The sequence below is a fragment of the Stenotrophomonas sp. ZAC14D2_NAIMI4_6 genome, assembly GCF_003086875.1.
GTDB lineage: Bacteria > Pseudomonadota > Gammaproteobacteria > Xanthomonadales > Xanthomonadaceae > Stenotrophomonas.
In genome coordinates this window covers 3898893-3911414 of the sequence record NZ_CP025996.1, presented here as the reverse complement: position 1 = coordinate 3911414, position 12522 = coordinate 3898893, and the positions used below count along the sequence as shown (strand labels likewise).

Below are 12522 nucleotides of genomic sequence, written 5' to 3'. Positions count from 1 at the left end.
CGATGAACCCTGTCATGCATGTCGAGATTCCGGTGGCCGACCTGGCCCGTGCCATCGCGTTCTACCAGCGCTGGCTGCAGGTGGTGATCGATGCCCCGGTGCCGGTGCATGACTGCATGATGGCCTACCTGCCGTTCGACGATGACGCCGGCGGCGCCAGCCTGGCCCTGGTGCAGGGAGCGGACTATCGGCCCGCGGAGCAGGGGGCGCGCATCTACATCGGTGCCGATGACCTGGACGCCAGCCTGGCCCGTGCGCTGCAGGCGGGCGCCACGCTACGGTTCGGCCCCGCCCAGGCCGGTGGGTGGCACGTGGCGGAGATCGCCGACAGCGAAGGCAACCGTATTGCCGTGCAGGCCCCGGCAGCCTGACGCCCGGTTACGAGGCAGCGGACTGCCATCGCTGCAACCACCCTGCAATGGCGGGGTCCAGTCGCGCATCGTCGGGAAGCCGCACCCCGAAGCGATCCTGCAGGACCTGCCGCACATCGGCCACATCGCGCAGCGCCCGCTTCTGCGGCGTCTGGCCGTGGCGGTACTCGGTGTAGTTGCCGCTGCCGATGGTGCGGCGCCAGTTCGGGCCGGTCAGCGAAGCACGCAGCTCGCCCGGGAAACTGGAGTGCGGGTGCGTGCACACGTACCAGTTGCCCACTTCGTTGTCGGCCGCCGCCGGTGAGGCCAGGTCGAAGCGATACAGCGAACGCCAGTCATCGCCGCTGCTGGCGGCCAGCAGGAAATCGCCATTGTCCAGCCGCTGCAGCCGATAGCGCTCGTGCGGCGTGTCCTGCACGGCGGTCTCGCGCAGGCGCAGCGGTACGGTCGGGGTCAGGCTGCCAAAGCCGGTATCCACCAGCCAGTCCTCGTCATCCAGGCGTACCCGGATCAACAAATGGGTACGCGGGGTCAGTTCGCCGTCGCCGGCCGACAGCAGCACGCGCGCGCTCAGCGGGTGGGCATCGAAACCCAGCGCTTGCAGCAGCGCCAGGAAGGCGCCGTTGAGCTCGAAGCAGTAACCGCCGCGCTGGGCGTGCAGCAGCTTGCGCTGCACGCTGTCCAGATCGATCGGCACCGCATCGCGCAGCAGGCAGGTCAGCGTCTCGAAGGGTACGTGGGCGTTGTGGCGCTGCTGCAGCTCGGCCAGCCCAGCAAGGGTGGCCGACGGCGTGGCCTGCAGCTGCAGGCGTTGCAGGTAGTGGGGGACATCGAGCGTGGTCATCACGGCACCGGGTGGGGCACAGAACCCTACTGTGCAACCGCAACCGGGGTTGAGGTCAAGCGGCAGGGCCGTGTCATTCCCCCGTCGTCTGTGGCCGGTACAAAGACCGCGACCGCCGGTGCCGCGATGGCCGCCGAAACAAGGGCTAAAGTCCCGACGATCCGGGCCGATACAGGTGCGTCCTTCTGCCTGGAGTCTGTCATGTTGATCGCGGTGCCCCGCCTCCGATCCCTGCGCACCCGCCTGGATGGTCTGCGCTCGGCGTTTCCTGGCGTGCTGCGCTGGCTGCAGCCGCATCGGCTCAGCGTCGCCAACAAGCTGAAAGCCACCCTGTGGGTCTGCGGCCTGGGCCTGGTGGCCATCGCTGGGGTGTATGCCTGGACCGGCCACGCCAGCGCACAGGCCGCACGCACGCAGGCCAGCTACCAGCGTGGCAGCGACCTGGCCGCAGCGCTGGCCACCCGTGTGGCCGAGGCGCGTCGCCTGCAGACACAGTATGCACGCAGTTTCGACGATGCCGACCGCAGCCAATTGCTGGTCACGCAGCAGTCGCTGCAACGCGACCTGCAGGCGCTGCGTGCGCAACCCATGGACGCTGGCCGGCGCAAGGCACTGCAGTCTCTGGCGGAGGCCGTGGACGGCTTCTCCGACGGCATCACGGCGCTGTTCGCGCGTGTTGACGAGATGGGACGGGGCGAGGCGGGCTTGGCCGCGCAGCTGCAGCAGGCTGCCGATACGCTGCAGGCGGCGGTGGCGGCGCAGCAGCGTCCCGCGCTGGAGCTGCATGTCCAGAAGATGCGCCGGCAGGAAGCGCTGCTGCTGCTCGATGGCGACTCCACCCATGCAGACCGCGCAAGCGAAGAGAAACTACCTTTCGACCTCGCCTTGGTCGGGTTGCCGGCCGATGCCCAGGAACGTCTGCGCAGCGCCATGGATGCCTATCAGGCCACGTTGCTGGGCTATACCGCCGCGCGGGTCGGCCTGGACGTGGAAGCGCAGTCCCTGCTGGATACCGCCGCCGCCGTGGCGCCGGCAGTGGCCACGTTCCAGGAAGCACAGCGGGCCGCACTGGCGCAGGTACAGTCCCGCCAGCAACGGGGCGCACGCACCATGGGCGCGTTGTTCGCGTTCACCCTCGTGCTGGTTGCGGGCGTGCTGATCACCAGCCTGGTGCTGGTCCTGCGCGCCGTACGCCGCCCGATCCAGGACACGCTGCGCTTCGCCAGCGACATCGCCGACGACCGCCTGGATACCACGCTGCGCGTGCACAACGACAGCGATGAGATCGGCCAGCTGGCACAGCGGCTGATCCACATGCAGCAGCGGCTGCGCGCACGGATCGAAGACGAGCGTTCGGTCGCGCGTGGCAATACCCGGGTGCGCCAGGCGCTGGACAGTGCACAGACCGGTTTGATGGTGATCGACGCCGAGGGCCGCGTGGCCTACGCCAACCCGGCGCTGCTGCAGCTGCTGGCGCTGCAGATCGACACCCTGGTGGGCAGTGATGCCGCGCGCCTGCATCCGGCGATGGTCGGCCTGGCCCGCGCACGCCGCCGCGAGGAGCACGAGATCGCGCATGCGGGCGTGCGCTATCAGCTGATCGCCAACGCCATTGTCGACGACGGGCACTTCCTTGGGGTGGCGGTGGAATGGCGCAGCCGTGCGCTGGAAACTCTGCTGGAAACCGAGGTGGCGGCACTGGTCGATGCCGCTGCGCACGGCGACCTGCACGGCCGCATTGCACTGGAAGGCAAGCAGGGTTTCGTACGGACCCTGTCCACCAGCATCAACCATCTTCTGGCCACCTTTGAGACCAACCTTGCCGACCTGCAGGCGCTGCTGGCGGCATTGGCGCGCGGCGACCTGAGCGTGCGCATGGAAGGCGAACTGCAAGGCGTTTTCGCACGCATGCGCGACGATGCCAATGCCACCGTTGGCCAGCTTGGGCGCATCGTCACCCGCATCCAGCAGGCCACCGCACAGCTGGATCTGGGCGTTGGCGAAATCGTCTCCGGCCACCACGATCTATCGCAACGGACTGAACAGCAGGCGGCCAACCTGGAAGAGACCGCCGCCTCCCTGCATGAGCTGACAGACACCGTTGGCCGCAACGCCGATGCCGCCGGCCGCGCCGACGCGCTGGTGCAGAGCGCGGCAGCCGTGGCGGCGCGCGGCGGCCAGGCAGTCGGTCAGGTGGTGGCAACCATGCACGGCATCAGCGCAGCCTCGCGCCGTATCGGCGACATCACCCAGTTGATCGACGGCATCGCCTTCCAGACCAACATCCTGGCACTGAACGCCGCAGTTGAAGCCGCGCGTGCTGGCGAGCAGGGCCGCAGCTTCGCAGTGGTGGCCTCGGAGGTGCGCCTGCTGGCCCAGCGCAGTGCAGAGGCGGCCAAGCAGATCAAAGCGCTGATCGAAGATTCGGTCACCCGCGTTGGCCGGGGCAATGCGTTGGCTGAGCAGGCCGGCACCACGATGGGCGATATCGTCGGCAGCGTGCAGCAGCTGGCTGAACTGCTCGCCGCCATCCGCAGCGCATCGCAGGAACAGCACGCCGGCATCGCGCAGGTGAACCAGACCATCGTGCAGATGGAATCGAGTACGCAGCGTAATGCCACTCTGGTGGAAGAGGCGGGCGCCTCCACGGCGCAGATGCAGGCACAGGTACAGGCCCTGGCCGAAGCGGTATCGGCGTTCCGCCTGCAGCCGCAGCGGCGCCCACGCGCGGCCGCTTGATCGCCTTCGCCGGGCAAGGCCCGGCGTTACCGGGAAGCGCCGGGCCATGCCCGGCCGATCGACTCAGTACACGTCGCGGCGGTAGCGCCCGTTCTCCAGCAGCGTTTCCACGGCATCGTCGCCCAGCGCGGCACGCAGCACCTGGTCCACGCCTTCGGCCATGCCCTGCAGCGAACCGCAGACGTGGATCACCGCACCGCGTGCCAGCCACGCTTGCAGTTCGCCGGTTGCCGCCTGCAGCCGGTGCTGCACGTAGCCGCCACCGTCGGCATCGCGCGAGAATGCCAAGTCTACCCGTGCAAGATGGCCGTCGGCCTGCCAGTGCGCAAGCTCGTCGGCGAACAGCAGGTCGTGCGCACACTGGCGCTCGCCGAACAGCAGCCAGTGCCCGTGCTCGCCGTCGGCAGCGGCTTCGCGCAGCAGGCTGCGCAGGCCGGCGATGCCGGTACCGTTGCCGATCAGCACCATCGGGGTTCCGGCCACGCGCTGGAAACCGGGGTTGTGGTGTACGCGCGCGGCAATGCTTTCGCCGGGCGCCGCATGCACGGCCAGCCAGCCGGAGCCCAGACCGGGACGGCCGGCGCTGTCGTGGGTCAGGCGTACCACCAGTTCCACCGCGCCATCGGCGGCACAGGAGGCGATCGAGTACTCACGACCAGGCAGCAGCGGCAGCCCGGACAGCCACAGGCAGCCGTCCTGCACCGGCACGGCCGGCCGGCCATCGGGCAGCACGCGTTCGCTGGCCAGTTGCAGCAGGGTGCGGGTCTGTCCATCCACGCGGGTCGGCTGCAGCGGGTCCAGCCCGTGCGCCTGCAGCACGGCGCGCGCGTGCGCGGCGGCGTTGCGCGGTGCGATGTGCAGGATGTCGCCGGCCTTCCAGTGCTGGTTCGCCGGCGGGGCCAGGCGGATGCGCCAGATCTGCCCGCCCATGCTGCCGGGATTCAACAGCGTACGCTCCAGCAGCTGCCAGTCATGCAGCACGGTGGTCGGCGGCAGCACGCTGTCATCCGTGTGGATGCCGGTCAACGCACCCAGCTGCAGCTGCCATTGGCGCAGCGACGCCACCGCGGCCGCATCCACGTCGATGCGGTCGAACAACGGCTGCGCGCCGTTGCGTGCCAACCAGTCATCCACCTGCACGCCGAAGGCGCAGTAGTGCGGGTACTGGCGATCGCCCAGTGCCAGCAGGCCATAGCGCAGACCGGAAAGATCGGCCGACTGCGCGAGCAGCTGGCGGGCCGCGCGGCGCGTGTTGTCCGGGGGCTCGCCATCGCCGAAGGTGCTGAGCACGAACAGCACCTGTGGCGTGTCCTGCAGCTGTTGCAGGCTGAGCCGCGCAAGCGGCAGCACCTGCACCGGGTGCCCGGCCGCCTGCAGTTGGGCCGCTGCGCGCCAGGCCAGCTGTTCGGCCAGGCCGCTCTGGCTGGCGTGTACCACCCGCCACGGCGTGCCTTCCTGGGCGAGGCTGGTGCCGCTGTCCGGCAGCGACTTGCGCAACGCGCGCGCGGCGCGTTGGCTGCGGCGACGGTCCAGGTACAGCATCCAACCGGTGATGAAGAACAGGGTCATGCACAGGCTGGACAGCATGACGATCACGCGACCGGGCAGGCCGAAGAAGCTGCCCGAGTGCAGCGCGAACATGCTGGTCATGACCTTGCCGCCCGCATCCAGCTGGCCGTAAGGGCGGTGTTCCAGCACGGCGCCGGTGCCCGGGTCGATCTGCAGGCTGTCCTGGGCACGGTCATGGCCGCCACCGCGCAGGGCGGGATCACCGGCCATCACCCGGGCGGTGATCGGCTGGCCCGGTTTGCCGGGCAGGCGCAGGTCGATGTAGCCGCTGCGCACGCCGGGCAGGGCGTACAGGCTTTCCTGCACCCGCGTCATGTCCAGCGGGCCGGGCTGCACGTGGGCACGGGTGGCACTGCGGCCATCGCCCAGCAGGCGGGTCACGCCATCGCGGTACCAGTCGAACGACCACCACAGGCCAGTCAGCACGATGACCAGGTAGACCAGCAGCACCCAGGTGCCGACCACCGAGTGCAGGCTCCACAGGAAGCTGCGGCCACTGCGCTTCCATTCCACGGCCAGCCAGGTGCGAGGGCGCCACCACTGTCGTGGCCAGCGCAGGTAGAGACCGGAAAGCACGAAGAACAACAGGATGATCGCGCAGCTGCCGGTCAGCAGCTTGCCGCGCTCGCCCGCGGCCAGGTGCCGGTGCAGGTCTTCGACGAAGTCGAAGAAGGCCTGGCCGCGCAGCGTGCTGAAGCGCTCACCGCTGTACGGGTCGAAGTAGACCCAGTGTTCCTTGCCGCCTTCGAAGCGCGCCACCGAAGGACGCTGGCCGGTGGCATCCACGCGCAGGCGTTGCAGGGGCCGGTCGCTGCCGGCCTGCAGCATCGGCACCAGTTCGTCCAGGCTCAGCGGCGGCTGGCCGTCGGCGTGATGTTCGGCAATCCCGGCCAGGCCGGGGTTGGCGGCGCGCAGCAGCTCGTCCTCGAACGACAGCGCCGCGCCACTCAGGCCCATGATGGCCAGGATGGTGCCGGCGGTGATGCCGAGGAACCAGTGCAGCTGGAACAGGACGTTCTTGAACATCGGGAAGGGGGCCGTAGGTCTGCCGCGGCATCCCTGCGCAACAGTAAATGAGAATTAATCTCGGAATTCTCCCGGTCACGACCGGCCCTGGTCAAGGAGGGTGTTCCGGCAGGGCTGCGCCCTGCACCCGCCGAAGCAACGTCAACGTCCACGTCAAAGGCCAAAGCGGGCATTCCGTGGGATGGCGGGGTGGGTCCGGTCGAGGGGGACGCTGCAAGTACGTCCATGTAAGCTCGGTCGCCGCATCCATGCGGCTCACGCCCCCTCGACCGGACCCACCCCGCCTTCGACAGTTTTCCGCGCGCTGTTGGAACGGCACGGGGTCGGATCCCGTTGCTGCGCAACGGGCTCCGACCCCAGATCGTTCTGGATATCTGACAGATGTGTCGACCAAGGTCGACACCTACCAACAGCCGAGCGTTCGAACAGTCGCCGTTACCCACAGCCGCGGCCAACTGTCAGAGGCGGAGCGGTGTGGGTGGGCAGGACCGCAGGCGCCATGGATGGCGCCTACGAGCCTACAGGGACGTACTTGCGGCGTGTCCTGCGCACCCACACCGCCCCGCCATCCCACGGATACCCAGCTTTTGACGTGGACGTTGCTTCGGCAGGTGCAGGGCGCAGCCCTGCAAAACCCCTATTTCACCCAGCCGGCAATCTCGCCGTGCGCGAACGGGCCCAGCTTGGCCTTGACCATGCGCCCGTCCGCATCGAACAGCACGCTGTAGGGCAGCAGGCCCTGCGCGTTGCCCAACTGCACGCTGGCATCGCGTGGGCCCGGCGTGTCCAGCACGATGGGGTAGTGCACCGGCACCCGCTGCAGGAAATCGGCCACGCCCTCGGGGGTATCCAGCGCCAGCCCCAGCACCTGCACACCGGCGCTCCCCTGTGCCTGGGCGAAACGCTGCAGTTCGGGCATTTCTTCCACGCAGGGGCCGCACCAGCTGGCCCAGACATTCACCAGCAATGGGCGACCGGCGAAGCGCTGGCGGATGTCCAGCGGCTGGCCCGATGGGTCGGGCAGTACCAGTGCGGGCAGGGCATCACCGGGTCGCAACGTGGGAGCGCTTGCCACAGCAGCATCGGAAGGCGCGCGCGGCGCCGTCGGTGCCGGTGTCAGCCGGTGCCCGGCCCACAGGCCCAGGCCGGCGGCCAGCACCGCTGTCCACAGCAGTGCGGGCCGCTGCCACTTCACCGCGCGGTGCGCAGCAGGGCTTCTTCCACCACTGCCTGGGTCAGCAGGGTGGGCAGCACGGTGGGCGGCGCGCCGGGGCCGTACACCACGTACAGCGGCACGCCCACGGCCTTGTGCTCTTCCAGGAAATCGGTGATCCGCGGATCGACGTTGGTGTAGTCACCGCGCATGTACACCGCATTGGTGCGGCGGAGCAGGTCCTTGAACTCCGGACGGGACAGCACCGCACGTTCGTTGGCCTTGCAGCTCACGCACCAGTCGGCGGTCATGTTCACGAACACCACGCGGTTGTCGGCGCGCAGGCGGTCCAGCAACTGCGGCGAATACTCCACCACGTTGTCGGTGCTGGCTTGGGCGGCGCGCGCCGGCAGTGCCAGCTGGGTCACGCCCCAGACCGGCACCAGCGCGGTCAGCACCAGCAGCACGCCCAGCAGGATGCCACCGCGCTTGCTGCGCCAGCGGCTGGTTTCGAACAGCCACAGGCCGCCGGTCAGCAGCAGCAGGCCACCCAGCGCCAACGCCATGCCATCCACGCCGCGCTGCTTGCCCAGCACCCACAGCAGCCACAACGCGGCGGCATACATCGGGAAGGCCAGCACGTGCTTCAGGGTTTCCATCCACGGGCCGGGCTTGGGCAGGCGCCGTGCCAGCGCCGGCACGAAGCCGATCAGCAGGAACGGCAGGGCCAGGCCCAGGCCCAGGAACAGGAACACCAGCATGGCCGCCACCGGCGGTGCCACGAAGGCGTAGGCCACGGCCGGGCCGAAGAACGGACCCACGCAGGCACTGCCGACCACGCAGGCCAGCACGCCGGTGAAGAAGTCGCCGGCCGGGCCACTGCGGCTGGCCAGCGACTGGCCGAAGTTGCCCACGCCACCGCCCATGGTGAACACCCCGGACAGGCTCAGGCCGACGGCGAACATCACGTAGGCCAGCGCGGCCACCACGGCCGGGTGCTGCAGCTGGAAGCCGATGCCCACCGCGTTGCCCAGCATGCGCAGGCCCACCATCGAGGCGCCGATCACCGCGAAGGCCACCAGCACGCCCAGCGTGTACCACATGGCATGGCTGCGGGCGCGCTCGGCGCTTTCACCGCTCTGCGCCAGGCTCAGGACCTTCAGCGACAGGATCGGCAGCACGCACGGCATCAGGTTCAGCACCAGGCCGCCGCCCAGCGCCAGCAGCAGCACCCACAACAGCGAACTGTCGGTCTTCGGCACGGTGCCTGGCGGCTTGGTGCGCAGCGCGTTGTCCGGGCGCGCATCGGCGGCGAACGCGGTCGTGCCGGGCGCGGTGTCTGCCGCGCTCGGCGCCGGATCGTTCGGCACGGTCGGCAGCAGGCGGCGCAGCGCGCCGTCGCCGCCTTCGCGTGCGGCATCGGCCGCAGAGCCGGGCAGCGGCTGGATCACTTCGCTGCGTGCAGCAGTGGCCGACGCACTGGCGTTGACCTTGCCGGCAGGAATCGCCAGCTTCACCCGGCGGGTCATCGGCGGGTAGCAGATGCCGTCGGTCTGGCAGCCCTGGAAGGTGACTACCAGGGTGCCGTCCACCGCATCGGCGCGACTGCGGCGCAGCGGCAGCGGCACTTCCACCTGGTTGAAGTACACCGAGACATCGCCGAAGTGCTCATCGCGGTGCGACTGCGCCTTCGGCCAGCGCGGGGTATCGGCCAGCACACCGCTGCTGCCTTCCAGCTTCAGCGACGTGCGGTCGCGGTACAGGTAATAGCCCGGCGCCGGGCTGAAGCGCAGCAGCAGGGTGTTGCCGTCGCTGGCGATGGCATCGAAGGCGAACGCCTGTTCCGACGGCAGCGGCAGGGCCTGGGCCGTGCTGGCGCCGGGCAGCTGCAGGCCGCGCGCGGTGCCGGCCCCGGCCAGCGGGTTGTTGAAGGCAGGCGTGGTGCCGCTGCGCGCGGCCGGCGCTGCCGCCGCATCGCCACCGGGCAGGGTGACCTGCACCACGCGCTTCTGCGGCGGATAACACACGCCGGCATCGGCGCAGCCCTGGTAGCGCACTTCCAGGCTGATCGTGCCGGCGCCATCGGTAGGCGCGCCGGGCAGGGTCGCCACCAGGCGCTGGCGGTAGGTTTCCACCTCACCGAAGAAATCGTCGTGGTGCTTGTCACCGGCCGGCATCTGCAGCGCGCCGGCATTGAAGGCGGTGTCGGCCTTCACGCTGGTGCGGTGGCGGTACAGGTAGTAGCCGGGGGCGATCTTGAACTGCAGTTGGATCTGCCCCCGTTCGGGCGCGGTGGCGGTCAGCGCGAACGCCTGGTCCACCGGCAGCAGGTCCTTCTCGTCCAGGGCGAAGGCCGGCAGGGAAAGCCACAACAGGGCGCACAGGGCGGCGCCACGCGCAAACAGAGTCTTCAAACGGTGTCCTCCCGGGTCTGCGCCCGGATCCAGTCCAGATACGCCGGCAAGCCGGCCCGGCTTTCGACCGCAATGCACTCCGGGAGTTCATACGGATGCAGGGCGACGATCCGGGCGATGGCGGCATCGACCCGGCTGGCCGTGGTCTTCACCAGCAGCTGCAGTTCGGTATCGGTGGTCACCTGGCCTTGCCAGCGGTAGGTCGAACGCGCGCCGTCCAGGCGGGTCACGCAGGCGGCCAGCTGTTCGCCCACCAGTGCGTGGGCGATGCGTTCGGCACTGTCCGCGTCGGGACAGGTGGTGAACAGCAGCAGGACGGGATCGGCGATCGACATGACCGCCGAGTATAGGGCCCCTGTCCGGCCGGGTCAGGGCCGGACAGGGGATTTGCAACTTTCTTCAACGCAGATCAGTTGGCCAGCTGGCAGGTGGCCGGCTTGGCCGAGGTGAACAGGGCCGGGGTGGCCCACTCGGGGTGGTCGATGAACGGGTTGCGGTTGCCCTGGAAGCTGTAGATCACGTCATTGCGGGCGCGCTCGGCGTCGCTCGGCGGATCGGCCAGGTGCCAGTCGATCAGGGTGGACAGCAGGCCCATGTAGGCCGGCGAGCTGCTGGTCTTGACGATCTTGCTGCGGTCGTCGGTCAGTTCCAGGTCCGGCTCGGACTGGCCGGTGGCCGCATCCTTGCCGCCCTCATAGCGGATCGCCATGTACATCACCGCACGCGCCATGTCGCCCTTGCGCTGGCCCCAGACCTCGAAGGTGCCGGTGTTGCCGTCCGGGGTGCGCACCCAGTTGGAATTGCCCGGGTAGCCGCCGCTGCCGCCGCCCTGGCCGTTGTTGGCCTCGGTGGCGCGTTCGCCGCAGTTGCTGTCGCACTTGCCGAAGGGCTTGTTGCCGCGGTCGGCATTCCACTGTGCGTCGGTCAGGTACAGCATGTGGGTATCGGTGTACGGGGCGTACGGCAGGCCCTTGTCGCCGGTGGTGCTGGCAAAGCCCAGCGAGTTCGGCCAGGTGTGTTCGCGGTTGTACTTCAGGCCGCTGCCACTGCCGGCACGTTCGGTCACCTTGGTGTAGCTGCGGTTGCGGTAGGCATCCAGGATCTTGCCGCTGTTGTTCGGATCTTCGTCGGCGATTTCCAGGATGGTCCAGGTGCTGGTGCCCGAGCCGCTGTACGGGTAGGCGGTGTGGCCCTTGATGGTTTCATGCAGCGAGCAGCGCAGCTGGCTGGGGCTGCTGGTGTTCACCTTGGAGTAGTAGCCCTCCGGGGTGCCGGGGTTGCCGGGGTTGCCGGGGTTGCCCGGGTCCGGGTTGCCGGTGGTGCTGGCCACGGTGAAGGCGATGCGGCTGTCGGCGGCCGGGTGTGCGCCCTGGCTGTCGGTGATGCGCGCGGCGCGGATGTCGAAGCGGCAGGCTTCGCCGGCCACCAGGGCGGTGTTGGTGGACAGCTTCACGGTGCGGCCGCTGGTTGGCCAGGTCAGCGGCACGCTGCCCGAACTGCCGCAGCTCAGGCTGAAGGCGCCGCTGGCCAGGGTCACCGTTTCGCTGAACACCACTTCCAGATCGGCCGCGGCCGGGAAGGTGCTGCTGCCCTGCGCCGGGGTGGTGGTGCTGACCGACGGCGGGGTGTTCGGGCCCGGGGTGCCGCCACCGCCGGTGAAGGTCTGGCTGGTGTTGCAGCGGCCGAAGGTCTGGCCGGCCGATTCGGCCCAGGTGAAGTGCGCGTACTGGCTGCCGCTGCCGGTCAGCTGCAGCGAGGTGCCCGGTGCGGTGCTGTTGGTTTCGGCCACCGGAATGTTCTGGCTGGTCATGCCGGCCGCCGGGCCACCGGCCGCGGTGATCGCGCCCTCATAGCTCAGGAACTGCACGACCTTGCCGCTGGCGTCGACCAGGGCGATGCCGTCGTTCGGCCCGTTCTGCAGGCCATTGGTCGGGTAACTGACCACCGCGATGGTGGCGCTGCCGCAGCTGGCCGCGGTGCCGGCCGGCACCGGGTTGTTGGCGTAGACCGCCGCGGCCGACGGGTTGCTGCCGTTGTACAGGTACAGGCGGTAGCCGGACAGGTCCTCACCGGCGGTGGCGACCACTTCGATGGCCTCGCCCACGTCGCCGGCAGCGGTGCTGTCGTCATAGTGCAGTTCGTTGATGAAGACCTCGGCCTGGGCCGGCGCGGCGGCCAGCGCCAGCAGGCAGGCGGCGGCGAGCGGGGACAGCAATCGCATCGACTACTCCTTGTGATTGGGAATGCCGGGCGAGACTAAGGCCGATCACGTGACACTTTGCCGTAACTGAACGCCAGATATCTGACACTGCGACGCCCGTCACCAAAAAACCGGGAACTTCGCCGGATCTGCGCCGCAGCGCACCGTCGAAAAATTTTGCCGCGATGGCCTTGAAAGGCCCCCGG

The 12522-nt window shown here is 69.2% G+C and carries 8 protein-coding genes; 2 read left to right on the top strand and 6 right to left on the bottom strand.

Going from position 1 to position 12522, the window contains the following annotated elements; translation table 11 throughout:
* The first annotated feature begins 2 nt into the window (after positions 1–2).
* Positions 3–371 (top strand): VOC family protein, encoded by a 369-nt coding sequence (locus C1933_RS17755; RefSeq protein WP_108754317.1) that lies wholly within the window; start codon positions 3–5, stop codon positions 369–371.
* A 7-nt stretch (positions 372–378) separates the two neighbouring features.
* Here C1933_RS17755 and C1933_RS17750 read toward each other — a convergent pair whose 3' ends face one another.
* A complete protein-coding gene (locus tag C1933_RS17750) occupies positions 379–1215 on the bottom strand; it encodes an arylamine N-acetyltransferase (protein ID WP_108754316.1) in 837 nt (278 codons plus the stop codon).
* Between the two features lie 201 nt (positions 1216–1416).
* Between C1933_RS17750 and C1933_RS17745 the strand changes: the two genes are divergently transcribed.
* The gene (locus tag C1933_RS17745) at positions 1417–3954 is read left to right on the top strand and encodes a methyl-accepting chemotaxis protein (protein WP_108754315.1); all 2538 of its coding nucleotides are present in this window, start codon (positions 1417–1419) and stop codon (positions 3952–3954) included.
* Between the two features lie 63 nt (positions 3955–4017).
* Here C1933_RS17745 and C1933_RS17740 read toward each other — a convergent pair whose 3' ends face one another.
* The 5 genes from C1933_RS17740 to C1933_RS17720 form a co-directional block, all read right to left on the bottom strand.
* Complete coding sequence (locus C1933_RS17740; protein WP_108754314.1) at positions 4018–6549, bottom strand: sulfite reductase flavoprotein subunit alpha; 2532 nt, start codon at positions 6547–6549, stop codon at positions 4018–4020.
* Positions 6550–7186: 637 nt separating this feature from the next.
* Complete coding sequence (locus C1933_RS17735; protein ID WP_108754313.1) at positions 7187–7744, bottom strand: TlpA disulfide reductase family protein; 558 nt, start codon at positions 7742–7744, stop codon at positions 7187–7189.
* Positions 7741–10116: a protein-disulfide reductase DsbD domain-containing protein gene (locus tag C1933_RS17730; protein ID WP_108754312.1), complete on the bottom strand. Its 2376-nt coding sequence runs from the start codon at positions 10114–10116 to the stop codon at positions 7741–7743. The genes C1933_RS17735 and C1933_RS17730 overlap by 4 nt, the downstream gene beginning before the upstream one ends.
* Positions 10113–10451 carry a divalent-cation tolerance protein CutA gene (gene cutA, locus C1933_RS17725; RefSeq protein WP_108754311.1) on the bottom strand — a complete coding sequence of 113 codons (339 nt, stop codon included), beginning with the start codon at positions 10449–10451 and terminating at the stop codon, positions 10113–10115. Before cutA ends, C1933_RS17730 begins: the two co-directional genes overlap by 4 nt.
* A 74-nt stretch (positions 10452–10525) precedes the next feature.
* Entirely contained in the window at positions 10526–12337 is a 1812-nt protein-coding gene (locus C1933_RS17720; RefSeq protein WP_108754310.1) for an endonuclease, read from the bottom strand.
* Positions 12338–12522 lie beyond the last annotated feature (185 nt).

What these genes read in the sequence shown, in the direction of transcription:
- cutA (WP_108754311.1), bottom strand. Translation starts at nt 10,451, where the DNA reads ATGTCGATCGCCGATCCCGTCCTGCTGCTGTTCACCACCTGTCCCGAC.
- C1933_RS17745 (WP_108754315.1), top strand. Translation starts at nt 1,417, where the DNA reads ATGTTGATCGCGGTGCCCCGCCTCCGATCCCTGCGCACCCGCCTGGAT.
- C1933_RS17740 (WP_108754314.1), bottom strand. Translation starts at nt 6,549, where the DNA reads ATGTTCAAGAACGTCCTGTTCCAGCTGCACTGGTTCCTCGGCATCACC.
- C1933_RS17720 (WP_108754310.1), bottom strand. Translation starts at nt 12,337, where the DNA reads ATGCGATTGCTGTCCCCGCTCGCCGCCGCCTGCCTGCTGGCGCTGGCC.
- C1933_RS17750 (WP_108754316.1), bottom strand. Translation starts at nt 1,215, where the DNA reads ATGACCACGCTCGATGTCCCCCACTACCTGCAACGCCTGCAGCTGCAG.
- C1933_RS17755 (WP_108754317.1), top strand. Translation starts at nt 3, where the DNA reads ATGAACCCTGTCATGCATGTCGAGATTCCGGTGGCCGACCTGGCCCGT.